At 54.4% G+C, this 21,750-nt stretch carries 23 protein-coding genes and 1 tRNA gene; 23 read left to right on the forward strand and 1 reads right to left on the reverse strand.

Annotation, left to right across the window (positions count from 1 at the left end; genetic code table 11):
• Positions 1-9 precede the first annotated feature (9 nt).
• The 12 genes from whiA (at position 10) to ACTQ1N_RS06175 (ending at position 15,747) form a co-directional block, all read left to right on the forward strand.
• A complete protein-coding gene (gene whiA, locus ACTQ1N_RS06120) occupies positions 10-942 on the forward strand; it encodes a DNA-binding protein WhiA (protein WP_441955635.1) in 933 nt (310 codons plus the stop codon).
• Positions 943-951: 9 nt separating this feature from the next.
• Entirely contained in the window at positions 952-2,172 is a 1,221-nt protein-coding gene (locus ACTQ1N_RS06125) for a hypothetical protein (RefSeq protein ID WP_441955637.1), read from the forward strand.
• A 10-nt stretch (positions 2,173-2,182) separates the two neighbouring features.
• Entirely contained in the window at positions 2,183-2,839 is a 657-nt protein-coding gene (locus ACTQ1N_RS06130; protein WP_441955639.1) for an AAA family ATPase, read from the forward strand.
• Complete coding sequence (gene nrdR / locus ACTQ1N_RS06135) at positions 2,836-3,285, forward strand: transcriptional regulator NrdR (RefSeq protein WP_441955641.1); 450 nt, start codon at positions 2,836-2,838, stop codon at positions 3,283-3,285. Before ACTQ1N_RS06130 ends, nrdR begins: the two co-directional genes overlap by 4 nt.
• A 26-nt stretch (positions 3,286-3,311) precedes the next feature.
• On the forward strand, positions 3,312-6,845 hold the full coding sequence (locus tag ACTQ1N_RS06140) for a DUF5717 family protein (protein ID WP_441955643.1): 3,534 nt from the start codon (positions 3,312-3,314) through the stop codon (positions 6,843-6,845).
• A gap of 30 nt (positions 6,846-6,875) precedes the next feature.
• On the forward strand, positions 6,876-8,039 hold the full coding sequence (locus ACTQ1N_RS06145) for a DUF5716 family protein (RefSeq protein WP_441955645.1): 1,164 nt from the start codon (positions 6,876-6,878) through the stop codon (positions 8,037-8,039).
• 100 nt (positions 8,040-8,139) lie between these two features.
• Entirely contained in the window at positions 8,140-8,958 is an 819-nt protein-coding gene (locus ACTQ1N_RS06150; RefSeq protein WP_441955647.1) for a hypothetical protein, read from the forward strand.
• A 103-nt stretch (positions 8,959-9,061) separates the two neighbouring features.
• Positions 9,062-10,501, forward strand: a complete 1,440-nt coding sequence (purF, locus tag ACTQ1N_RS06155; protein WP_441955709.1) for an amidophosphoribosyltransferase — start codon at positions 9,062-9,064, stop codon at positions 10,499-10,501.
• 18 nt (positions 10,502-10,519) lie between these two features.
• Entirely contained in the window at positions 10,520-11,956 is a 1,437-nt protein-coding gene (gene purB, locus ACTQ1N_RS06160; RefSeq protein WP_441955649.1) for an adenylosuccinate lyase, read from the forward strand.
• 91 nt (positions 11,957-12,047) lie between these two features.
• The gene (locus ACTQ1N_RS06165) at positions 12,048-13,340 is read left to right on the forward strand and encodes an adenylosuccinate synthase (protein WP_441955651.1); all 1,293 of its coding nucleotides are present in this window, start codon (positions 12,048-12,050) and stop codon (positions 13,338-13,340) included.
• Between the two features lie 234 nt (positions 13,341-13,574).
• A complete protein-coding gene (locus tag ACTQ1N_RS06170) occupies positions 13,575-14,717 on the forward strand; it encodes a DUF6077 domain-containing protein (RefSeq protein ID WP_441955653.1) in 1,143 nt (380 codons plus the stop codon).
• A 13-nt stretch (positions 14,718-14,730) separates the two neighbouring features.
• Complete coding sequence (locus ACTQ1N_RS06175) at positions 14,731-15,747, forward strand: hypothetical protein (protein ID WP_441955655.1); 1,017 nt, start codon at positions 14,731-14,733, stop codon at positions 15,745-15,747.
• A gap of 60 nt (positions 15,748-15,807) precedes the next feature.
• Here ACTQ1N_RS06175 and ACTQ1N_RS06180 read toward each other — a convergent pair whose 3' ends face one another.
• Positions 15,808-16,107 (reverse strand): hypothetical protein, encoded by a 300-nt coding sequence (locus tag ACTQ1N_RS06180; RefSeq protein ID WP_441955657.1) that lies wholly within the window; start codon positions 16,105-16,107, stop codon positions 15,808-15,810.
• 235 nt (positions 16,108-16,342) lie between these two features.
• Here ACTQ1N_RS06180 and ACTQ1N_RS06185 point away from each other — a divergent pair, with 235 nt between their 5' ends.
• The 11 genes from ACTQ1N_RS06185 to rpsD all read left to right on the forward strand — a co-directional run bounded on the left by ACTQ1N_RS06185 (position 16,343) and on the right by rpsD (position 21,745).
• The gene (locus ACTQ1N_RS06185) at positions 16,343-16,894 is read left to right on the forward strand and encodes an SEC-C metal-binding domain-containing protein (RefSeq protein WP_277067176.1); all 552 of its coding nucleotides are present in this window, start codon (positions 16,343-16,345) and stop codon (positions 16,892-16,894) included.
• A 5-nt stretch (positions 16,895-16,899) separates the two neighbouring features.
• Positions 16,900-17,658: a YdcF family protein gene (locus tag ACTQ1N_RS06190; protein ID WP_441955659.1), complete on the forward strand. Its 759-nt coding sequence runs from the start codon at positions 16,900-16,902 to the stop codon at positions 17,656-17,658.
• Positions 17,645-17,860, forward strand: coding sequence for a hypothetical protein (locus ACTQ1N_RS06195; RefSeq protein ID WP_441955661.1), 216 nt, complete (start codon positions 17,645-17,647; stop codon positions 17,858-17,860). Before ACTQ1N_RS06190 ends, ACTQ1N_RS06195 begins: the two co-directional genes overlap by 14 nt.
• A 224-nt stretch (positions 17,861-18,084) precedes the next feature.
• Positions 18,085-18,594 (forward strand): translation initiation factor IF-3, encoded by a 510-nt coding sequence (gene infC / locus ACTQ1N_RS06200; protein ID WP_441955711.1) that lies wholly within the window; start codon positions 18,085-18,087, stop codon positions 18,592-18,594.
• 20 nt (positions 18,595-18,614) lie between these two features.
• Positions 18,615-18,812: a 50S ribosomal protein L35 gene (rpmI, locus tag ACTQ1N_RS06205; RefSeq protein WP_154521418.1), complete on the forward strand. Its 198-nt coding sequence runs from the start codon at positions 18,615-18,617 to the stop codon at positions 18,810-18,812.
• Between the two features lie 62 nt (positions 18,813-18,874).
• Positions 18,875-19,231 (forward strand): 50S ribosomal protein L20, encoded by a 357-nt coding sequence (rplT, locus tag ACTQ1N_RS06210; protein WP_441955663.1) that lies wholly within the window; start codon positions 18,875-18,877, stop codon positions 19,229-19,231.
• 271 nt (positions 19,232-19,502) lie between these two features.
• Positions 19,503-19,586: transfer RNA gene (locus ACTQ1N_RS06215), tRNA-Leu, on the forward strand.
• Positions 19,587-19,769: 183 nt separating this feature from the next.
• Entirely contained in the window at positions 19,770-19,883 is a 114-nt protein-coding gene (rpmJ, locus tag ACTQ1N_RS06220; protein ID WP_154521412.1) for a 50S ribosomal protein L36, read from the forward strand.
• Between the two features lie 315 nt (positions 19,884-20,198).
• Complete coding sequence (gene rpsM / locus ACTQ1N_RS06225) at positions 20,199-20,570, forward strand: 30S ribosomal protein S13 (RefSeq protein WP_154521409.1); 372 nt, start codon at positions 20,199-20,201, stop codon at positions 20,568-20,570.
• A 44-nt stretch (positions 20,571-20,614) separates the two neighbouring features.
• Positions 20,615-21,013, forward strand: a complete 399-nt coding sequence (gene rpsK, locus ACTQ1N_RS06230) for a 30S ribosomal protein S11 (protein ID WP_154521406.1) — start codon at positions 20,615-20,617, stop codon at positions 21,011-21,013.
• 138 nt (positions 21,014-21,151) lie between these two features.
• Positions 21,152-21,745, forward strand: coding sequence for a 30S ribosomal protein S4 (rpsD, locus tag ACTQ1N_RS06235; RefSeq protein WP_154521402.1), 594 nt, complete (start codon positions 21,152-21,154; stop codon positions 21,743-21,745).
• Positions 21,746-21,750 lie beyond the last annotated feature (5 nt).

Here is a 21,750-nt window from a genome sequence, read left to right on the forward strand (position 1 = left end):
AGGAATACAATGTCATTCTCCGGGGAAGTCAGGGAGGAACTGGCAGGCTGCACAGATACTGCCAGACATTGCAGGATTGCATTTCTTGGGGCTGTCCTGCACAGCTGCGGGGAATGCACCGGCGGTCTTGTCCGGATCCGGACAGAAAACCGGTATGCGGCGGATGCCTGCGAGAGCTGCCTGGAGCGGACGCTGCCTGGAAGCTGTCAGAGAGAGACGGAAACGGATGAAGGAAAGCTTCCGGTATACTGCATCAGAGTGAAGAACCGCCCGGACAGTCTTCAGCTGATGGAAGCTGTCCGGATGGAAGGCGCATATCCGGACGGAAGCTTCCGGGATTTTGTGGTGGACAGGCTGCTGCTTCAGAAGCTGTGCTGCCGGAAAGCCTACCTGAGAGGAATCTTTCTTCTGACCGGATCCGTAAGCAATCCGGAGAAGAGCTACCATCTGGAGCTCGTCTGTCCGGATCTGGAGGAGGCGGATCTGATCGTCTGGCTCATGCAGTCGCTGGGCTTTGATCCCCATGTCATCGGGCGGCAGAATCATCAGGTGGTGTATCTGAAGGAGGGCGGCCAGATCTCGGACTTTCTTGGCGCGATTGGCGCGACAAACAGTCTGATGAAGCTTGAGAACGCACGGATTGTGAGGGACATAGCCGGGACGGTAAACAGGCGGGTAAACTGCGAGACAGCGAATCTGATGCGGACCGTCGATGCGTCTGTCAGGCAGATCCGGGATATTCAGTACTTGAAAGACAGAGGAGAGCTCGAAAAGCTCCCGGAGAGTCTGAAGGCAGCCGCTGAGCTGAGGCTGAAATATCCGGATGCCACGCTCAGGGAACTTTCTGAGGCAAGTGTTCCGCCCGTCGGAAAATCCGGTTTCAATCACCGGCTGATGCGGCTGGGCAGGCTTGCGGAAAAGCTCCGGTCTGAGGAAGGATGAATGGTTGATATGGCTTTGTACAATATAACCTTGTATCTGGCATTTGTGGCTGCGGGATTTCCTGCTGGCGTCTACAGCAGTATATGGACACAGATCAGCGGCGGACTGACGGTTCCTGTTACCAGTATCAGCCTCTTGAGAGCGATGATTGCAGCAGGCGGCGTGCTGGCCTGTATTCTGTCTGTCAGAACCAGTCAGAAGCGGGAGAGAATCTTCGATCTGTGTCTGGCGGGCGTGAGTCTTGAGACCCTGGGGGTGATCGGGCTCGCCCTGTCAAGAATGTTCTGGCATCTTTGTCTCTGGTCGTTCGTACTCGGGCTTGGGCTTGGGATGAGCCTGACGCTTCTTTGCATCGTTGTCATCCGACATGATCAGAGGACGGTCATGCTCCAGTTTTCCGGGACAGGAGTGGGGGCATTTGCCGGAAGCTGGATCCTGTCAGCTGCCATGTCGCTTTCCGGAAGCTGGCGGACAGGCTGCGAGCTTCTGGGGCTTGTCCAGATCCTGACTGCCTTTCTGGCGTTTTTCATCCGAAGATCGCTGATAAAAGGGCAGGACATGCGGAGAAAACTGGATGACAGATCGAGAGAAATCGATATCTTTCGGGAACAGGAACGCCGGCGTATTCATGTGGATGAAGCCGGACTCAGGCGGGCAGAGAAGGAATACATCACCCGGTCAGCTTTCAGCTGCGCTGCCGCATTTCTTTCCGGGGTTCTGACGCTGTGCATGGTCCTCTGGCCGCAGAGCTACAGGGTGATCGAGACGGGGGCGGCACAGGAGATGACCGGATACGGCGTTCTGATGGTGAGTCTTGGGATTGCGGCCGGCAGGGTGCTTGCGGGTGCGTTCCGGCCGGAAGGAAGGGTGTCAAGACTGATCTGGATGGGAACAGCCGGAGCGCTGCTTCTTCTGGAACAGTATCTGATTCACATCGGGGGACTCACAGATCGGGGGATGCTGTTCTTCCAGCTCTTTGAGGGCATAACGGTGGGACCGGTGTTTCCAAAGCTTCTGCTTCTGGATGACGTACGTCTCGACCGGGAGGCAGAGACAGCGCTTCTGTCCCTGCTTCCTGCCTTTGCACTCGGAGCTGTCATTGTTGTCACACCACTGACGCAGGCCCTGGTCGGAGCGGGACAGACACACTGGTTTCCGCTGTGGCTTCTTGTGGTGGCTGCCTGCCTTGGTGTTTGCCTGTTTTTCGGTGTAAAAGACGGGAAGGACTGAGAGGTGTCAGATGGAACATTACGTGATCACTATATCGAGAAAGTTTGGCTGTCTCGGGCACGAGATCGCAGGGTGCCTCGGAGAACTGCTCGGGGTACCGGTGTATGACCGCAGCGCAGTCGAGGCACAGGTTCTCAGCACGGGGGCCGAAGCGCGCCTTCTGGCCGCCACACAGCTGGAGGAAGGCCGGAAAAAGGCACAGTTTCTGCTGTTCCGGAAAGAAGCGGACGGCGAGAAAGATCTTCGGGCACAGGTAATGTTTCAGGCACAGTCGGAGGCTTTGAAGTCCTTTGTGGAGAAAAGCTCCTGCATTATTCTGGGCAGAGGCGGCGATGAGGTCTTCAGAACATATCCGCGGTGCATGAATGTCTATATTTTTGCACCGGACGAGGTTCGCCTTCAGAACTGCGTCAGGATGCTGCACACGGACGAGGAGGCGGCGAGAGCCCTGATTCACAGGGAAGACAAAGCCAGGGAAGACTACAGACGCCAGTTCTGCAGCCACGCTTCGGATGTGACATATGGCCGTCATATTCTGATGGATTCGAGTCTGTTCGGTGCGGAGGAGAGTGCCCGGATTCTGGAACAGGCGGCGCGCTACCTGTTCAGCCTTCCGAAAGAGAATCAGGAGGACAGTTTGCATAAGGCAGGAGGAATGACGATATGAAGTGCCCATACTGCGGGAGTGAAGATACCAGAGTGACCGATTCGAGACCAGTGGAGGAGAGCAATTCCATCCGGCGCAGACGGCAGTGCGACAGCTGCGGCAGGCGGTTTACAACTTACGAGAAGATTGAGACGATTCCGCTGGTTGTGATCAAGAAAGACCACACAAGGCAGCAGTATGACCGTGCGAAAATCGAGGCAGGTGTCATGCGGGCCTGCTATAAGCGGCCGATTCCGGTGGATGAGATCAAGAAGATGATCGACCGTGTCGAGACAGAGCTTTACAACCAGGGAGGCGGGGAAGTGAAGAGTGCCGAGATCGGAGAGAAGATCATGGACGGTCTGAAGGAACTCGATCCGGTCGCGTACGTCCGGTTTGCGTCTGTCTACAGGGAGTTCAAGGATGTCGGGACGTTCATGGACGAGCTGAAGAAAATTATCAACTGAAGGATGAAAGTTAAAGGTGAGCAGTCATGAAAAATCGTCTGGAGCAGCTGCTGAACGGGCAGTTTGAGTATGATATTCCACATATGCAGCTCTCCGGGCGCACAGTCCGGATCGAGACGGAAGCAGGCGGGCACGCGAAGGGAGCCTTTGTTGTCACGCATCCGGGTGAGGGGAAGGTCCGGGGCTTTCTTCATTCAGATAATCCTCGGATTCTTCTGGAGAGCCCGGAGTTTTACGGGCATGAGAACATCGTCCGGTTTGAATTTGACACAGAAGGACTTCTGCCGGGGGAGACGTCGCAGGGGACGATCTTCATCAGCTCCGGGCTCGGACAGGATGAAGTCCGGGTCACGGTTCATATCAAGGAACAGAAGGTACCGGAGCCTTACAATGAGCAGGAACTGGTCGATGCCGCGCGGAAGGATTTCGCGGCTGCTTCCGGGCTTTTCTCTTCCCCGGCATACAGAACCCGGATGATGATGGCGGATGCGCCGGCAAGGGCACTGTACAGCGGCCTGGAAGGGGAGAAAAACCCGCTCAGAAGGCTCGAGGAGTTTCTGGTCGGGACCGGGGCGAAGGAAAGCGTCGACATCAGCTGCGACTGGACGGGACGAAAGCTGGTTAACCCGGAGGGGACGCTGAGGGAACCCATCCATCTGACTGCCAGTACCTGGGGGTATCTCGAGATCAGCATTTCATCGGATGCGCAGTTCCTGCGCCCCGAGAAAAAAGGACTCACAACGGAGGAGTTTGCAGGCGGAAGCTGCGAGGTCGGTCTGATCATTGATTCAAACTTTCTGCATGCCGGTAAAAACTACGGGCGCGTGACAATCCGGACCCCCTACAAGACGATGGAGCTCGAGGTGCGGGCTGACAGGATCGACGACGGGGACGCCAGAAGGCTTCACAGAGTCCGCTGCCTCATGCGTAAAAAGGCGCTGACGCTGTATCTTGATTACCGGGCGGGCAGAGTGGACCTTCATAACTGGGCAAGTCGGACAGACTCTGTTCTGAATGCCTACAGACGTGCGCAGGGAAGGGATGTCTACGCGGATCTGTTTTCGATTTTTATCCTTCAGGCAGATGGAAGAAGACGAGAGGCTGAGCGGCTGCTGTCTGAGCTGGAGAAGACCCCTCAGCGGCTGGACACACCGGACCGATATGCCTTTTTTCTGTTCCTGACATCTTTTTTTACAAGAGACAGTGCATATCTGGATGATGTCCGAAAAGAGGTTCGGAGACTCACGGCGGAGAATCCGTCGAGCTGGCAGATTCGCTGGGTATGTCTGTATCTTTTCGAGGATGCGGCGGCCGGGGAGGAGCTGAGACTGGATGCCGTGACCAGACAGATCGAGCTTGGATGCAGCAGTCCTGTCATGTATCTCGAAGGTGCGCTTGCGCTGAGAAAGAAGCCGTCTCTTTTCCATGAGATCACGCCGGCGATCCGTCTGATCCTGAATTTTGCGGCCAGGCAGGGCCTTCTGACAGAGCAGCTGTCTCTGAAGCTTGCCTCGATCGAGCGGCGCAATCCTCACTACGACCCTGTTCTGTACAGAGTGCTGGCGGACTACGCACAGAAAAGCGGTGCCAGAGAGGCACTGACCGCTCTTTGCGCGATGGCAATCGAGGGCGGTCAGAAGAGCAGGCGGTTTTTCCCGCTTTTTCAGATGGCTGTTATGAAGGAAGTGTCTGTGACAGGCCTGTATGAGTATTATATGGATGCCTGCGAGGAGTACCGGATCGAGACGATGCCGGAGGTGATCAGACGCTATTTTGTCTACAACGATACGCTGGACTGGCACAAAAAGGCAAGGATCTTCCGGAATATGGCGGACGGAAGAAGGCAGATCCCGGGAATCTTCAACAGCATGAGACCTGCGATTGGAACGTTTCTGACCGAACAGCTGGCCCAGAGCCACATTGACAACGATCTTGCAACGCTTTATTCGGAGTTTCTGACACGGCCGATGCTGACAGACCGGCTTGCCGCGAATCTGATCCGGCTTCTGTTCACCTACAGGGTGGAGTGCCTCAGCCCGGGGATGAAGAAAATTATTCTGGTGGACAGCCGGATGCAGCAGGAGCGGGAAGTGCCATTGAAAAATGCGGCAGCTCTTATCCGGATTTACTCTGATCAGACCAGAATTCTGCTGGGCGACGGTGAGGGAAAACGGTATGCCTCGACATCTCTGTATATGGCGGACCATTTCCTCGAGGATCCGAAGCTTCTTGAGATGTGCGCGGAGATTGTACCGGATGCCCCGGAGCTGGCCTTATTCTATACACTGAATACGGTCAGGGATCAGCCGGTCAGTGCAGCCAACCTGCGGTATTTCCGGAAGGCATCCGGGATGCGCAGACTGTCGGCGGATTATCGGAAAACCGTACGCAGCTGGCTGCTTGACTATTACACGAGAAATCAGGATGATCCGTCACTGGATGACTTCCTGAAGGAGCTGGATCTCTATGACTATGCGGATGCCGGTCTGGTGAAGCTTCAGGAACTGCTGACAGGCGGGGGACTTTACGAGGAAGCATACAGGCTTGTACTGAAGTACGGGCACGACCATACGCCCCTCAGTCTTCTGGTCCGAATCTGTTCCCAGATGGTGCTGGAATCAGAATATCAGGAGGATGAGAAGCTGCTCGGATACTGCAGCAGCTGTTTCTTCTCAGGAAAATATGACAAAAATATCCTGTCCTACCTTCTGATGTATCCGGACGGATCCGTCCCGGAGATGAAAAAGCTGTGGAAGGCCGGGAAAGAGTACGGGCTCGATACGATGAAGCTGGAGGAACGCATCCTCTCCATGATTGTCTTTGAGCAGGAGGAAATGGAGGAGAGCGAGCCAATCTACGCTTCCTACCGGGCTTCGCTGGGGAACAGGCGGCTCTGTCAGGGGTATGTGATCCTGATGTCGTACAGGTACCTGGTTCGAAATCAGCCGGCGGACAATGTGCTGTTCGAGGATCTGCTTGCTGATTTTGAGCGGGGCGGGAACCTCCCGGATGTCTGTGCGCTGGCACTTCTGAAGCATCTTTCCGGACCTGGCAGCAGAAATAAAGCACAGGATGAGGCCTCCCGGAGGCTTCTGAAGCGATATGAAAACCGGAACATGAGATTTTCGTTTTTTGCTGCATTTCCAGAGCCGTTTCATGCTGTTTCCGGAATCAGGGAGAAGGTATTTTTCGAGTATACGGCTTCCCCGAAGAGCGTTGTGACGCTCAGCTTCAGAAGAAAGGGATCCGGGGAACCTTTCCAGACCGAAACCATGCAGGATCTTTTCTGTGGAATACGTGTGCGGGAATTTATTCTGTTCGGCGCACAGGAGCTGGAATGCTTCACGGAGGAAGCACGGACTGACGGAACACGGATTATCTCCGGGGTCCGCACCCTGAAGGCGGCTCCGATATCTGATGATGAGAAGGAGACCCGGTATGGGCGGCTGTCAGCGCTGTCAGACGCACTGGCTCGCGGAGAGAGGGAAGAGGCAAGGAAGATCCTGATGGATCTCCGCCGCACGGAAACACTGACGGGGGAACTGTTTACACTGATCTGACCGGAAAGCCGGAGGGAGGAACCAGCATTGATGAATCGGAATGAAATCCTGATCGGCCTCCAGCTGTCTGCGCACGGAGCGCAGCTTACCTGGTATGGGGATGCGCTGAAGGAGCCGCAGACACTGTCTCTTCCGGGGGAGATGGACAATGGCCTGATGGAGGTCCCGGCCGGAGTCTGGAATGCGCTGAGCAGGGAGGATGCTTCTGAAAAAGCATCAGATTATATCAGGGAGCTTCTGGATATGGTGCCGCAGCTGCAGGGCGTTGAGAAACATAATGTCCGCATCTGCGTCACGGTTCCGGATCTGGATGAGAAGCTGTCAAAACGGCTGAAGACCGTTGTCCGGCAGGCCGGAGTGGATGAACGCGGCATCTTTCTTCAGGATTTTCGGACAAGCTTTTTTTATTATGTGGTGAATAAGAAGAAGGAGCTGTGGAACGGTGATGTAGCCTTTCTGTCCGTGCAGGACGGACAGATGAACGGATATATTCTCCATATTGATAAAACCACCACCCCCCACACAGCATCCTTCAGACAGGAGGCCTCCTGCGATGTCTCCGAAAAGGCGCGGGCAGGCAGGTCGGATGAGGACTGGGACGCCGAGCGGGACAGGCTTCTGTACGAGCTTCTGGGAAAGCTGTTTGAGCGGAGAAATGTGACCGCCAGCTATCTCTATGGCGGCTACTTTGATGCCCGGTGGGCAAAACGCTCCTTCCAGTATCTGACCTTTCACCGCCATGCCTTCCAGGGACAGAACCTGTTCTCGAAGGGGGCCTGCTACGGTGTGATGGCACGCTGCGGAAAGATCCGTATGCCGGATATCATTTTCCAGGGAGTGGACATGGTGAAGGTGAATATCGGCATGAAGGTCCGGGTGAAGGGCAGGCTGGAGACGGTACCTCTTATCCGTGCGGGCGTGAACTGGTATGAGGCATACGGTACTGTGGAAGTGGTGCCGGAATCTGAGAAGAATGTAACAATCCTGTCTGAAGGCGACGACGGCATCGGGGCAGCCCGGCATATCCTGAGGCTGGATCATTTTCCTGCCCGGCCGGACCGGGCGAGCAGGCTGCGCGTGAGCGTGTGGTTTTCGGCGCCAAAGACGCTGGAGGCGGAGGTGACGGACCTGGGGTTTGGCAGCCTGTACCCGTCCTCCGGAAGAATCTGGCGCAGGACCATCCGCATCGCGTGATGGATGTTCAGAAGACAGCGCAGCGCACGGCGTACACTGACGCATGGCAGGCAGCCATGCGGAAAAGGAGCATGCCGGACATGCCAGAGGAGGAATCACGATGGCTTTCGATCTATGTACCATCAGAACAGCAAAGCATCCCTATCTGATTGAGAGCGTGCAGATCAGAATCTGGACGATTGAGGAGCTTTGTTTTTTTCTGCACCGCAATCTATGCCTGATTGATGAGTCGATCGTCAATGAGCGTCTGGCAGACTGGGTCAGCGAGGAGCTTGGCCTCAGGCAGCTCGGTCACAGGCTCAGGGACGCCCTTCAGCGGCCTGACCATGATGTAACCTACTTCATTATGCCGATTTTTGCACAGACCGGCTATCTGCAGCAGGACGAGCTCAGACGCGTCCGGAAGAAGCTCATGGAGGCACAGGTCCGCCCGGAGGAGGAGAATGCGAAGATGAAGGCTGACTATCTTCTTTCCTGCGGGAAAAATGCGGCGGCCTGCACGATCTACAGACGGATACTGGACGGCGGGACGGCGGGAAAGCTCCGCGCAGGTTTTCTGGAAGCCGTCTGGAACAATCTCGGAAGCGCCTATGCGCAGGCATTCCGGTTCCGGGAAGCAGCGGAATGTTTTCTGAGCGGTGAGCAGCTCGGGCATTCCAGAGAGCTGATGAGAAAGTACATCAGCGTGCTTCCGTTTTTTATGACACAGGAAGCCTATCAGGAGCAGCTCCGGAAGCTGGATGTCGATGCGGTCTGGGCAGGAGAGGTGCAGAAGATGAACGCAAAGCTGGCGATGGATGCCATGGAGCGGGTGCGCTCCAGAACAAGGGAGGATGAAGACCTGGACGAAGCGGCAGAAGCTTTGTTCACCTCATACAGAAGGGCACAGGCTTGCGTGTCCTATTCCTTTGTTCTATAATGAACCGCGCATGCCGGGGCTTTTCCGGCGGGCTGACAGATAGGCTTGCTTCTTGAGAGGAGAGAGGTCTTTGGAAGAACGGACGAATAAGAAGGAGACTGGAATTTTCAGCACACAGGAGCTTTCAGACAGCCCTCGCGAGGAATGCGGTGTCTTCGGTATCTATGATTTCTCCGGAGAGGAACAGGTGGCGCCGACCATATACTATGGCCTTCTTGCCCTGCAGCACAGAGGACAGGAGAGCTGCGGGATTGCGGTCAGTGACACAGACGGTCCGAAGGGAGTGGTCCGGAGCAGGCGGGGCATGGGACTCGTGAACGAGAATTTCAACACCGAGAGTCTCGAGGGCCTCAAAGGCAATATTGGTGTCGGACATGTCCGGTATTCGACAGCCGGGCAGAGCACCATCGAGAATGCGCAGCCGCTGGTTCTTAACTATATCAAGGGAACGCTGGCGCTTGCACACAACGGGAACCTGGTCAATGCACCGGAGCTGAAGCGGGAGCTTGCGCGGACCGGCGCCATCTTTCAGACAACAATCGATTCCGAGATCATTGCCTACCATGTCGCGAGAGCCAGGGTAGACACCACCAGCGTTGAAGAGGCGGTGTCAAGGGCGATGGACAAGCTGAAGGGAGCGTACTCCCTGGTCATCATGTCTCCCAGAAAGCTGATCGGGGCCCGGGATCCGTTCGGTTTCAGGCCGCTCTGTATCGGAAAGAGGGGAAAGGCGTACATCCTGGCATCCGAAACCTGCGCGCTCGACGCGATCGGTGCGGAGTACGTGCGTGATGTGGAGCCTGGCGAGATTGTGACAATTTCACCGAGGTTCGGCATCCATTCAGATCGAAGCCACTGCATCCGGTCCAGCAAGACCGCAAGATGCGTGTTTGAGTATATTTATTTTGGAAGACCTGATTCTGAGATTGACCACGTCAGCGTCTATAATTCAAGAATCCTTGCCGGCAAGTATCTCGCGATGGACAGTCCGGTGGATGCGGATCTGGTCATCGGGGTGCCGGAGTCCGGAAACATTGCCGCATTGGGATTCAGCATGGCGTCGGGAATTCCGTATGGACAGGGATTCTACAAGAACAGCTACATTGGCCGTACATTCATCAAGCCCAGGCAGCATGCCAGGGAGTCGGCGGTTCAGGTCAAGCTGAACCCGCTCAGGCCTGCGGTTGAGGGAAAACGAATTGTCATGGTGGACGATTCCATCGTCCGGGGAACCACTTCTGACCGCATTGTCCGGATGCTGAGGGACGCCGGAGCGACAGAAGTTCACATGCGTGTGTCCAGCCCGCCGTTCCTCTATCCCTGCTATTTCGGAACCGACATCCCGGACAGGGAGCAGCTCATTGCCTTCGGACGGAATGTGGAGGAAATTCGTTCCATCATCGGAGCGGACAGCCTCGCTTATCTGTCAATCGACCGGCTGGCAGAGCTGACAGGAGGGCTGCCGGTCTGCAGCGGGTGCTTCACCGGAAGCTACCCGGTTCAGCCGCCGACAGAGGATATTCGCGGAAGCTACGACAAGTAATGGGATCAGGAGGCCGATATGAGTGAATATGACAGCTACGTAAGCCCGCTTTCCAAGCGCTATGCAAGCAGGGAGATGCAGTACCTGTTTTCCCAGGAGAAAAAGTTCCGTACCTGGAGAAAGCTCTGGATCGCGCTTGCGGAGACTGAGAAAGAGCTTGGACTGAATATTACCGATGAGCAGATTGAAGAGCTCAGGGCGCATCAGGATGACATCAATTACAAGGATGCCGAGGCGCGGGAACGTGTCGTGCGGCACGATGTCATGAGCCATGTGTATGCCTACGGCCTTCAGTGCCCGAAGGCGAAGGGGATCATCCATCTTGGCGCGACATCCTGCTATGTCGGAGACAATACCGATATCATCATTATGAAGGAGGCCCTTGCGCTGGTCCGCAATAAGCTGGTGGGTGTCATCGATCTGCTGGCAAAATTCGCAGATGCGTACAAGGATCTTCCGACACTTGCCTATACGCACTACCAGCCGGCGCAGCCGACGACAGTGGGCAAGCGGGCAACTCTCTGGATCAATGAATTCATGATGGATCTGGATGACCTGGAGTACGTTTCCTCCACGTTGAAGCTTCTCGGATGCAAGGGTACGACGGGGACGCAGGCATCCTTCCGGGAGCTGTTTGGCGGAGATGATGACAAGATTGACCAGATCGATCCGAAGATTGCAGAAAAGATGGGATTCTCAGGATGCTATCCGGTGTCCGGGCAGACCTATTCGAGAAAGGTTGACTCCAGGGTTCTGAACGTGCTGGCAGGGATCGCCCAGAGCGCACACAAGATGGCAACGGACATCCGGCTGCTTCAGCACGCCAAGGAGATCGAGGAGCCCTTTGAGAAGAGCCAGATCGGATCAAGCGCCATGGCGTACAAGAGAAACCCGATGCGCTCCGAGCGCATCTGTTCCCTCTCGCGCTATGTCATCTGCGATGCTCTGAACCCGGCGATTACAAGCTCGATCCAGTGGTTTGAGCGTACGCTCGATGACTCCGCGAACAAGCGGATATCCATTGCGGAAGGTTTCCTTGCCATCGACGGAATTCTGGATCTGTGCCTGAACATCACGGACGGACTGAAGGTATACCCGAAGGTCATTGAGAAGCATCTGCGGGAAGAGCTGCCATTCATGGCGACGGAAAACATTATGATGGACGCTGTCAAGGCCGGCGGAGACCGCCAGGAAGCGCACGAGCGGATCCGGGAGCTGTCCATGCAGGCTGGCCGCAGGGTCAAGGAGGAAGGGAAGCCGAATAACCTGCTTGAACTGATTGCGGCGGATCCGATGTTCCATCTTGATGCGGAGAAGTTGGAGAAGTCTATGGATCCGAAGAAGTATGTCGGCCGGGCACCGCGCCAGGTCGAGGTCTATCTCAGAGACATTGTGCGGCCGAGGCTTCAGAAATATGCGGGCAGCGTGGTCGAGCAGGCGGACATCGAGGTATAAGCCTCAGCCGGTCATGCGGTTTTGCCGCGGATAAACAAACACAGCGTTTCCCCGCATTCAGAATCGGGGAATCATCACAGGAGGAAAGAATATGGTACAGGCAGTTGTCGGCGCAAACTGGGGCGACGAGGGAAAGGGCAAGATTGTAGATGTCCTCGCGAACAAGGCGGATATTGTTGTCCGCTATCAGGGCGGCGCGAACGCCGGCCACACGATTGTAAACAAGTATGGAAAGTTTGCTCTCCATACGCTGCCGAGCGGGGTCTGCCATCCGGAAATCACCAATGTACTTGGAAATGGCGTTGCGCTCAATATTCCGCTCGTGGTGAAGGAGATTGAGGACATCACGTCGAAGGGCGTGCCGACACCGAAGCTGCTGATTTCCGACAGGGCGCAGGTCGTGATGAGCTACCACATCCTGTTTGACCAGTGCGAGGAGGAACGTCTTGGAGGAAGGTCCTTCGGATCCACCAAGTCCGGGATTGCTCCATTTTTCTCGGATAAGTACGCAAAGATCGGGTTCCAGGTCTGCGAGCTGTTCGATGACGACATCCTGAATGACCGGATCGACCATATCCTTCCGATCAAGAATGCGCTCCTTATGAACCTGTACCACAAGGAACCGCTCACACACGAGGGCCTGCTTCAAGAGCTTCATTCGTACAGAGACATGGTAAGACCGTATGTGGCAGACACGGCGACCTTCCTTGAGAACGCGATCCGCGACGGAAAGACCATTCTTCTTGAGGGACAGCTCGGGACGATGAAGGATCCGGATCAGGGCATCTATCCGATGGTGACCTCTTCTCCGACGCTGGCTGGCTACGGGGCAATCGGTGCAGGAATTGCGCCGTACGAGATTTCCAGAATCATTACGGTTTCGAAGGCATATTCAAGCGCAGTCGGCGCAGGCGAGTTTGTCTCCGAGATCTTCGGAGACGAGGCAGATGAGCTCCGCAGGAGAGGCGGGGACGGCGGCGAGTTCGGCGCGACAACCGGCAGACCGAGAAGAGTCGGCTGGTACGACTGTGTGGCTTCCCGGTATGGCTGCAGACTTCAGGGCGCAACCGATGTCGCGTTCACCGTCCTGGATGATCTGGGATATCTGGATGAGATTCCGGTCTGTGTTGCCTATGAGATCGACGGAAAACAGACGACAGATTTCCCGACGACGCCGACGCTGAGAAAGGCAAAGCCGGTGTGGAAGAAGATGCCGGGCTGGAAGTGCAACATCCGCGGCATCAAGAAGTATGAGGATCTGCCGGAGAAGTGCAGAAACTATGTAGAATTCATCGAAAGCCAGATCGGATATCCGATCACGATGGTTTCCAATGGCCCGGGACGCGATGATATCATCTACCGCGACAGTCCGCTGAAAAAGTGAGATACGGCTGCCGGGTCTGAGCCGGGAAGCACCTGAGAAAAGCCCCACAGTCCAGCTTTGCTGTGGGGCTTTTTTGATGAAGGCGACGAGCCAGAAGCCATGATGCAAGCTTGCTTGATATCATGGGTCCTGGCGGCCGCACAGCATCGAGTGCGGAGCACGAGATGAAGGCGGAGTCGCCGTATCAGGGAGGGCAGAGTGAATCAGCTCTCCTCGATTGACAGGAGGATTTGGATGAAAATTGCTTTGCATGCAGCAATCGCAGCCATCGTGCTCTGTTTTCTGTTTCTCTGCACGGGCTCAATCATTCAGAAGATGAGGGGGAAGAAGGACTTCTCTCTGTCCGGAGCGCTGCTTCTCGGATACGTGATTTATTTCTCACTTTTTGAGGTGATTTGTCTGGCCTGTGAGGTGACACTGACCTCACTCAGCCGCCTGTCAGTGATCATGATGACCATCGGAACGGCCTTCATGCTCGGAGGGGTGGTCTACTGTTTCCGGAGCTGGCTTACCAGGCTTCACAGCCTGAAGCACCGGATCAGAGTGCATGGGTGGCTGCTGGCTGTCGTCATCGCGCTGGTGCTGGCAGTCTGTTTCTTCGCATTGATCTATACGGATGATTCGGCGGATTCTGACTTCTATGTCGGAATGGCTTCGACAGCTCTCTATACCAACACCATCGGACGTTTTGATCCGACAAATGGACGGCTCCTGAAGGCGATCAACCCCAGATATGCCTATGCCCTGTACCCGATTCACAATGCGGTCGTCGCAGATCTGTTCCATATCCCGGCGATTGTCGCGGCGCGCAGCGTGATGAGTGTGATCAATGCATTTGTGAGCTGCCTTGCATATTACAAGCTAGGACAAGTCCTGTTTGCCCAGAAGACAGACAGAAATCTGACGGCGGAAGAGACTGGCCGGATGGGCGGTCAGGGATCTGTATTGCAGACCCGGAAAACGGATGTCTTTACGATCCTGCTGCTGCTTTTGAACCTGTTCTCCGCAACCATCTACATGCCCGGAACCTTCCTGTTCACAAGGACCTTTGAGGGAAAGCATCTGATCGTCAATTTGGTGATCCCTTTGGCAGCGGCTGCCTGCGTGGCTGTCTACAGGGGTGTTCCTGAGGGCACCGGGGAGCAGCGGTTTGTATTCGAGAATCTGTTTTTTCTTCTTCTGGCGGGCGTCTGTTTCTCCGCGAGTGTCTCGGTGCCGGCCTTGATGACCGCCGCAGCACTGCTCCCGCTTTTCGTTTATTCGAAAAAGTGGAAGCAGCTGCTGCGTCTGTTTCTGGCGGAGCTTCCATTTCTGGTGTGGGCCGGGATTTACGTTCTGAATTCACGCCGGGTATTCATTCTGGCAGCATATAGATGAGGAGGACGATTGAATGGAAGGGATCACAGTCTCAGGAGAAGGCCTGTCTTTTGTCATGACATGCTTCAGAAAATACATGGGCCAGAGCTGGGAGATCGCTGTTTTTTGTCTAGCCGGAATGATTATCAGCGCGCTGACAATCATTCGAAGCAGAAGGATGATGAAAGCGGACGGAGTCGATGCTGCAGAAATGGCGGCGGATTCATCCGGTATGGGTAATGAATCCGGCCCGGTCACACGGATGAACTGGACGCTCCTGGTCATGCTTGCACTGACGGTTTACAATCCCTTTCTGGTCAGAAAGCTGGTGCCGGGGTTCGGGATGACAACCGTATATTACCGGATGTTCTGGGCGTTTCCGCTTATCCCGGCGGCTGCCTTTTATCTGACGGAGCTGGTTTTTCTGCCAGAGAAAAAGATGTTCCGCTCAGCAGTTTTCGTCCTGGCGGCGGCCGGCGTCATTCTGCTCATGCCACTGAATCCGGGCGTCCGCTATCATCTGGCACTCCCGAACAACGTCTATAAGGTGCATGGCGCCATCCCGGTGATCTGCGATGCCATCCATGAGGATTTCGAGGCGTCTGAGCAGTACAGCTACTGGAAAGAACGGGCAGAAGGGATAGACCTCAATACGAAAAAAGGCGCAAGGACATATGTCCTCACGCTCCCGAGATGTGTCTTTCCGTCCGAACTGGAATTTCAGGTCCGGCAGTATGACCCCGGCGTGACCCTAACCTTCAACCGCAACATGCGGCTGTTCTACGAGGGAAATACCTCAACGGGGATACAATATACAAGCAAATCTGCAGCGTACCGGAGGCGGAAACTGATCCTTGACGTCTGCCGGGGGAAAACAGAGGGTGTCGGAACCGAGGATTTTCAGACAGCCATGAAGAAAACCCGTACACAGTACCTGATTGTCAATCCGGCCCAGGCAGATCCCTCCTTCCTGAAGATCGCAGGATGCCGCCTTGTCAGCGAGACCGCCGGATACTGTATCTATTCCTATGGGATCACGAGAGAAGGGTAAGCCCTGGCAGACAGCTGCTGCCGGACAGCTGCCTCTGGACGGCTGCCTCCCCCTCCCCTTTCAATGCTTGTCTGAGGATCCGTGATCACGTTTCTTTCCCGCGGACGTTTTTTCAGAAGCCTTCTGCTCGGCCTGGGCCTTGCGGAAGGCTTCTTTCTGATTTTTGCCGGAAAACACCCTTGCGATCAGCTGCATGGCATAGAGAAGAACCGGGATCAGCACCGTCATGACGATGGATGCCATCAGCCAGCCTTTCGAGTCTGCATTGCCGAATATCGCCAGCAGCATCGTCGCGAGGTACATACCGACCAGGAGAATCGCCCCGATCAGGGCGAGAATTCGCCTTACCTTCTTCATCATACTGTATAAGCTCCTTTCAGCCTCAAGCCGTGTTTCTTGGAAAAATCACTTCGCATCTGCATGAGCAGAGTGTACCACATACGGTCCGAAAAACACAGCAATCTGGAATATCATTGAAAATGGATGGCTGATACGATATACTGTCCCAGTACATCTGGCCCCGGAAACAAGGGACTGAAAAGCCGCCCTGAAAGCGGGAGATGACAATTTGTCGATGAGATTGAGGAGAAACAATATGGCACTTTTGGATGACTGGCGTGCAGTGGCGTACAATACGCAGGCTGACAAGAAAAAGCTTCAGCAGTTCTGGTCCGATTATTTTCTGAAGGAAAAGGCAATCTATGAGCAGCTCCTGAAGGCACCGGACGATGTCGTGAAGGGAACAGTGAAGGAACTGGCACAGAAGTACGATGTCACAGTTCAGACGATGACGGGGTTCCTTGACGGCATCAATGATTCGCTGAAGGAGAAAAATCCGATTGAGACCATGGAAGAGGATACGGAAGTCAACCTTGGCTTTGACAAGGTGCTTCTTTACAAGAACATGGTCGATGCGAAGGCAGACTGGCTGTATGGCCTGGAAGAATGGAAGACCATCTTTGACGAGAAGACTCGCAAGGAGCTGTATCTTGAGGCTAAGAAGATGAATACCATTGTCAGGCCGAAAAAGATCGGAAGGAATGATCCGTGCCCGTGCGGCAGCGGAAAGAAGTACAAGTTCTGTCATGGCCGGACGCCGGAGCTGCAGAAGGAGCTGGAAGAGCTGCTTGCGGCAAGAGGCGAGTAAGGCACATGAACGGGGCAGCAGGCGGCTGGCTGGCAGCAGGGCTCCTGTGTCTTGGATACTATGTCCTGATCGCTGTGTATGCGGGACCTGATGCGGATTTCGGATGGTTCTGGATTGCACTCGGCGCTGCCTTTCTGCTTGCAGCCGGAAGAGACAGACTCGCGGTATCACACCCGGATCTGTTCCCGATTGTCCTTCACAGAATCTATGTGTCCCTTTTGTGCGCGGGGCTTCTCACACTGGCAGGCTTCTGTCTTCCCGTTCTTTCGGGCATGCATCTGCCTGATCCGGAAGGCATAGATTATCTCATCGTGCTCGGTGCGCAGGTGAAGGGTGTCCAACCGTCCAGGGCCCTGAAAAGAAGGCTGGACAAGGCCGTCGGGGCAGCGGAAAAGAATCCCGCCGCAAAGCTGATCCTGTCAGGCGGAAGGGGAAGCGGAGAGGAGATCACAGAGGCTTTATGCATGGCCCGGTATCTCAGGAAGAAGGGAATCCCGGACAGCCGTCTGATCCTGGAAGACAGGTCGACGACAACCAGGGAGAACCTCCTGTTCTCGGACAGGATGACCGGATGCGCGTCCGGCCGATGTGGAATCGTCACCAATGATTTTCATGTTGCCAGAGCGCTTCGCATTGCCCGCAAGCTCGGATATGGCGATGTCAGCGGGATCGACGCCCCGGGGGATGCGTGGATGGAACTGCACTATGTTGTGCGGGAGTCGGCGGCACTGATTGTGGAGGAATTTCGCCATGACAAGACTTGAGAGAAGAGCGGCGCTTCTTGTGGCAGCAGCCGCTGCGGGCGTGGCTGCCTATGGAGTCGGTCTCGCAAAGAAACGCGCCAGATATCTGATTGAGAAGGCTGCAGCAGCCTTTCAGGATGATGCGGCTTCGGAGCCGGAAACAACAGCGCCTGAAACAACAGCGCCTGAAACACATGAAACCCATGAAGTTTCTGAAAACTGATTCTGTCTTGACAAGTATGCGGGGCAGTGATAGTATCAACATGTTTTGAGACAGGAAAGCAGAGGATTACTCTCACCCGGCCGATTTGTTCGCGCCGTGGTTCATATGTTTTCATCCCGGCTTATGATTGAGTGCGCGGGGTGGCTGTGAGCTGCGAGCGGATAACCTGGTTATCCGCTTTCTTGTTTATATGGTCGTTTACAGCGAATAAGGAGGGAAAAGCCATTAGCGATTTACAGATTAACGAACAGATCCGTGACAGGGAAGTTCGTCTTGTTGGCGAAAACGGTGAGCAGCTGGGCCTGATGAGTGCGCGTGACGCGCAGGAGAAGGCCAGGGAAGCAGGACTTGATCTCGTGAAGATTGCGCCGCGGGCGACGCCGCCTGTGTGCAAGATCATTGATTACGGAAAGTACCGCTATGAGCAGGTCCGTAAACAGAAAGAGGCCAGGAAGAAGCAGAAGATCGTTGAGATCAAAGAGGTTCGTCTCTCACCGAATATCGATGTAAACGACATGAACACGAAGATGACGTCCGCCAGGAAGTTCCTTGACAAGGGGAACAAGGTGAAGGTCACACTCAGGTTCAGAGGACGGGAGATGGCCCACATGCAGGCCAGCAGACACATTCTTGAGGATTTCGCGAAGGACTGTGAAGACATCGCCACGGTTGACAAGACGATCAAGCAGGAAGGACGCACCCTCACGATGATTCTGTCTGCAAAGAAGAACTGATCAAAAGGAGGAAACAAATTATGCCGAAGATGAAGACCAGCAGAGCAGCTGCGAAGCGTTTCACGAAAACAGGAACCGGAAAGCTGAAGAGAAACAAGGCTTACAAGAGCCATATTCTGACGAAGAAGACGACCAAGAGAAAGAGAAACCTCCGCAAGTCTGCCATCACAGACAAGACGAATGTTTCGAACATGAAGAAGATTCTTCCGTACTTATAATTGTCCTCCTTCAAGAGAACTGATTGAGTATGGTAACGGAGTAAAAGCAGGAGGATAAAAGAATGGCAAGAATCAAAGGCGCACTGAACGCAAGAAAGAAGCATAACAGAGTCCTGAAGCTCGCAAAGGGCTACAGAGGAGCACGCAGCAAGCAGTACAGAGTCGCAAAGCAGACTGTCATGCGTGCACTTTCCACCGCATATGCCGGCCGCAAGCAGAAGAAGAGACAGTTCCGTCAGCTCTGGATCGCCCGCATCAATGCAGCGGCACGTCTGAACGGACTTTCCTACAGCAAGTTTATGTTCGGCCTCAAGCAGAGCGGCATTGAGCTGAACCGCAAGGTTCTGGCGGACATGGCTGTCAACGATGCAAAGAGCTTCGCTGAACTTGTCAGCATCGCAAAGGAAAAGGTTGCATAAATACCGGCAGCGGTGAGGGATGATGCGTCATCCTTTCTTGAAGCTGGATAGGGTGCCAGACAGCTGATGCTGCCTGGCACGTTTTGGTTTACAAGGGTGCCGGCTGATGCGGAAACCCGCTGCAGATTTTTAAGAAAAACATGGTTTCGGGAAACATTGGAAAATATCAGAAAACACAAAAAATATCAGATATATTCAGAACATTGTGCCTGGAAAATGTAAAAAAAGATGTTGACAAGCACCCTGTGCTTTGGTAAGATAACATTCGTTCGCGGAAGTGTCGGAATTGGCAGACGAGCAAGACTAAGGATCTTGTGGTATTCGTACCGTGTGAGTTCAAGTCTCATCTTCCGCAGCACAGAGAACCGTCCTGATCAGCAGGGCGGTTCTCTTTTGTTATTCGTTTTTCTCAAGACAAAAACATCTTGCAAAAGTAAATGGGATGGTATATAATTTCTGCTGATTCTGGCATGGGGTTTTTATGCCCTTTCACCGAATCGTTCTGAAACAAACAGACATCGAGAAAGGAGGCTGGATTATGAAGGTTCGTTCTTCTGTGAAACCGATGTGCGAGAAGTGCAAGGTTATCAAGAGAAAAGGAAGAATCATGATTATCTGCGAGAACCCGAAGCACAAGCAGAGACAGGGCTGAGCAGATCCAAAGCGGTATGTACGCACAGAACTGTGCGTTGACAATATACGATGAGATAAAAACCTGCCGGAGAGCTGACGTGTATCCGGACATGAGGACAGGATTATTTCGTTGGAATATTGCCCTTAATACCGGCTCAGGATTCGTGCGGATATCGCCCGCGCCATTTCAATACCGCAAGGCAGGGCGCGCACATTTGCAGGGATGAAAATCCCGGCTTAATGAACCGGAAAGGCTGTCTGCGATTGCAGCAGCTGGATCGACGCAGAGCATCGGTCCCAGTTAAAGACAATTCATTTTAGGAGGATTTATTACATGGCTCGTATAGCTGGTGTAGACTTACCGAGAGATAAGCGAGTTGAGATCGGCCTGACTTATATCTACGGAATCGGCCGCACAACTTCCAACAAGATTCTCGCCAAGGCGAGTGTCAATCCTGATACCCGTGTCAGAGATCTCACCGATGAAGAGGTTGAGAACATCCGCAGCGCGATGGATGAGATGGAAGTGATGGTGGAGGGCGACCTTCGCCGTGACACTGCGATGAACATCAAGAGACTGACCGAGATCGGATGCTACAGAGGTGTCCGCCACAGAAAGGGACTTCCGGTTCGCGGCCAGAAGACCAAGACGAATGCGAGAACCCGCAAGGGACCGCGCCGCACTGTTGCCAACAAGAAGAAGTAATCAACAGACTCGGATGATCAATCAGAAAGCAGGTTTATAAAAGAATGGCAGATAAAAAGGGTGTAAAGAAAGTCACTAAGAAGCGTGTCAGAAAGAATGTAGAGAGAGGCCAGGCACATATTCAGTCATCCTTCAACAATACGATTGTGACGCTGACGGATGCTGAGGGCAATGCTCTTTCCTGGGCAAGTGCAGGCGGACTGGGCTTCAAGGGCTCCAGAAAATCTACTCCTTATGCAGCACAGATGGCGGCTGAGACAGCTACCAAGGCTGCAATTGTTCATGGCTTGAAGTCGGTCGACGTGTTTGTCAAGGGACCGGGTTCGGGACGCGAGGCTGCAATCCGCGCTCTGTCCGCGAATGGTCTCCAGGTCATCTCCATCAGCGATGTGACTCCTGTTCCGCACAACGGATGCCGTCCGCCGAAGAGAAGAAGAGTCTGACCGTATGAGGTCTCTGCAGCCGCCTGAGGCTCCTGCTTTTATGCTCTGAGCCGGATGCGGAGTCTGGGTACGAAAGGCTTGCAGGGATGGTATGCAGATTGAATAAATGCCATCAACATATATGGAGGTAGATCATAAATGGCAGTCAATAGAACACCTGTGCTGAAAAGATGCAGATCGCTCGGAATGGAACCTACCGTTCTGGGATATGACAAGAAGTCGAAGAGAGAGCTGAAGCGCGCCCGCAGAAAGGTCAGCGAGTATGGCCTGCAGCTGCGCGAGAAGCAGAAGGCAAAGTTCATTTACGGCGTAACGGAGAAGCCGTTCCGCAATTACTATAAGAAGGCAGAGAGAATGCCGGGCATGACCGGCCCGAACCTGATGATTCTTCTGGAGTCCAGACTGGACAACGTCATCTTCCGTCTTGGCCTTGCAAGAACAAGAAGAGAGGCTCGCCAGATTGTCGACCACAAGCAGGTTCTTGTGAACGGAAAGTGCGTCAACATCCCGTCCGCACTTGTGTCTGCAGGCGATGTCGTCGAGATCAAGGAAAAGTGCAGAGACTCCCAGAGATATAAGGATATCGCAGAGGCGACCGGCGGAAGACTCATCCCGGAATGGCTTGAGCTGGATGCTGAGAACTTCAAGGCGACCGTCAAGAGCCTTCCGACCAGAGAGATGATCGATGTTCCGGTCGATGAAGTCCAGATCGTCGAGCTGTATTCCAAGTAATTACA

The organism is Porcincola sp. LCP21S3_C12 (genome assembly GCF_052118625.1).
In the GTDB taxonomy this organism is placed as follows: Bacteria; Bacillota; Clostridia; order Lachnospirales; family Lachnospiraceae; genus Porcincola.

Excerpts from the sequence above, each read along its gene's own strand:
- ACTQ1N_RS06175 (WP_441955655.1), top strand. The coding sequence starts at position 14,731 with ATGGAAGGGATCACAGTCTCAGGAGAAGGCCTGTCTTTTGTCATGACA.
- ACTQ1N_RS06170 (WP_441955653.1), top strand. The coding sequence starts at position 13,575 with ATGAAAATTGCTTTGCATGCAGCAATCGCAGCCATCGTGCTCTGTTTT.
- rpsD (WP_154521402.1), top strand. The coding sequence starts at position 21,152 with ATGGCAGTCAATAGAACACCTGTGCTGAAAAGATGCAGATCGCTCGGA.
- nrdR (WP_441955641.1), top strand. The coding sequence starts at position 2,836 with ATGAAGTGCCCATACTGCGGGAGTGAAGATACCAGAGTGACCGATTCG.
- rplT (WP_441955663.1), top strand. The coding sequence starts at position 18,875 with ATGGCAAGAATCAAAGGCGCACTGAACGCAAGAAAGAAGCATAACAGA.
- whiA (WP_441955635.1), top strand. The coding sequence starts at position 10 with ATGTCATTCTCCGGGGAAGTCAGGGAGGAACTGGCAGGCTGCACAGAT.
- rpmJ (WP_154521412.1), top strand. The coding sequence starts at position 19,770 with ATGAAGGTTCGTTCTTCTGTGAAACCGATGTGCGAGAAGTGCAAGGTT.
- ACTQ1N_RS06185 (WP_277067176.1), top strand. The coding sequence starts at position 16,343 with ATGGCACTTTTGGATGACTGGCGTGCAGTGGCGTACAATACGCAGGCT.
- rpsK (WP_154521406.1), top strand. The coding sequence starts at position 20,615 with ATGGCAGATAAAAAGGGTGTAAAGAAAGTCACTAAGAAGCGTGTCAGA.
- rpsM (WP_154521409.1), top strand. The coding sequence starts at position 20,199 with ATGGCTCGTATAGCTGGTGTAGACTTACCGAGAGATAAGCGAGTTGAG.
- purB (WP_441955649.1), top strand. The coding sequence starts at position 10,520 with ATGAGTGAATATGACAGCTACGTAAGCCCGCTTTCCAAGCGCTATGCA.
- ACTQ1N_RS06150 (WP_441955647.1), top strand. The coding sequence starts at position 8,140 with ATGGCTTTCGATCTATGTACCATCAGAACAGCAAAGCATCCCTATCTG.
- ACTQ1N_RS06145 (WP_441955645.1), top strand. The coding sequence starts at position 6,876 with ATGAATCGGAATGAAATCCTGATCGGCCTCCAGCTGTCTGCGCACGGA.
- ACTQ1N_RS06130 (WP_441955639.1), top strand. The coding sequence starts at position 2,183 with ATGGAACATTACGTGATCACTATATCGAGAAAGTTTGGCTGTCTCGGG.
- ACTQ1N_RS06165 (WP_441955651.1), top strand. The coding sequence starts at position 12,048 with ATGGTACAGGCAGTTGTCGGCGCAAACTGGGGCGACGAGGGAAAGGGC.
- ACTQ1N_RS06190 (WP_441955659.1), top strand. The coding sequence starts at position 16,900 with ATGAACGGGGCAGCAGGCGGCTGGCTGGCAGCAGGGCTCCTGTGTCTT.
- ACTQ1N_RS06195 (WP_441955661.1), top strand. The coding sequence starts at position 17,645 with ATGACAAGACTTGAGAGAAGAGCGGCGCTTCTTGTGGCAGCAGCCGCT.
- ACTQ1N_RS06125 (WP_441955637.1), top strand. The coding sequence starts at position 952 with ATGGCTTTGTACAATATAACCTTGTATCTGGCATTTGTGGCTGCGGGA.
- rpmI (WP_154521418.1), top strand. The coding sequence starts at position 18,615 with ATGCCGAAGATGAAGACCAGCAGAGCAGCTGCGAAGCGTTTCACGAAA.
- ACTQ1N_RS06180 (WP_441955657.1), bottom strand. The coding sequence starts at position 16,107 with ATGATGAAGAAGGTAAGGCGAATTCTCGCCCTGATCGGGGCGATTCTC.
- ACTQ1N_RS06140 (WP_441955643.1), top strand. The coding sequence starts at position 3,312 with ATGAAAAATCGTCTGGAGCAGCTGCTGAACGGGCAGTTTGAGTATGAT.